Source organism: Bacillus sp. SN32 (assembly GCF_002837495.1).
Taxonomy (GTDB): domain Bacteria; phylum Bacillota; class Bacilli; order Bacillales; family Bacillaceae; genus Bacillus; species Bacillus subtilis.
The window spans coordinates 1-612 of sequence record NZ_PJCT01000018.1; the positions used below are offsets into that span (position 1 = coordinate 1).

At 47.9% G+C, this 612-nt stretch carries 4 tRNA genes and 1 rRNA gene; all 5 read left to right on the forward strand.

The annotated features are described in order from the left end of the window. The first annotated feature begins 10 nt into the window (after positions 1–10). Positions 11–126, forward strand: a 5S ribosomal RNA gene (gene rrf / locus CW370_RS21060). 45 nt (positions 127–171) lie between these two features. Next, positions 172–246 (forward strand) — tRNA-Asn (locus tag CW370_RS21065). 2 nt (positions 247–248) lie between these two features. Next, positions 249–321, forward strand: a tRNA-Thr gene (locus tag CW370_RS21070). Positions 322–381: 60 nt separating this feature from the next. Further along, positions 382–456 (forward strand) — tRNA-Gly (locus CW370_RS21075). A gap of 31 nt (positions 457–487) precedes the next feature. Beyond that, positions 488–564: transfer RNA gene (locus CW370_RS21080), tRNA-Arg, on the forward strand. Positions 565–612: the final 48 nt, after the last annotated feature.

A 612-nucleotide genomic window follows, 5' to 3' on the forward strand; every position in this document is an offset into this window, starting at 1 on the left:
TCTCAATTTGTTTGGTGGCGATAGCGAAGAGGTCACACCCGTTCCCATACCGAACACGGAAGTTAAGCTCTTCAGCGCCGATGGTAGTCGGGGGTTTCCCCCTGTGAGAGTAGGACGCCGCCAAGCAGATTTATTAATTCTACCATGTTTGTTTATGAAGCTTTATATTATTCCGCAGTAGCTCAGTGGTAGAGCTATCGGCTGTTAACCGATCGGTCGTAGGTTCGAATCCTACCTGCGGAGCCATTGCTTCCATAGCTCAGCAGGTAGAGCACTTCCATGGTAAGGAAGAGGTCAGCGGTTCGATCCCGCTTGGAAGCTTTATTAAATGTATTATTACCAAGGTTTCTCATAAGGAGAAAGCTTTTTTTATTGCGATATGCGGAAGTAGTTCAGTGGTAGAACACCACCTTGCCAAGGTGGGGGTCGCGGGTTCGAATCCCGTCTTCCGCTCCATTTATCCCAACGGGATATTGTAAATTGAATTGCGCCCGTAGCTCAATTGGATAGAGCGTTTGACTACGGATCAAAAGGTTAGGGGTTCGACTCCTCTCGGGCGCGCCATATCTTTTAATAGAATAGATAGGGAATCGGGAAGTAGCTCAGCTTGGT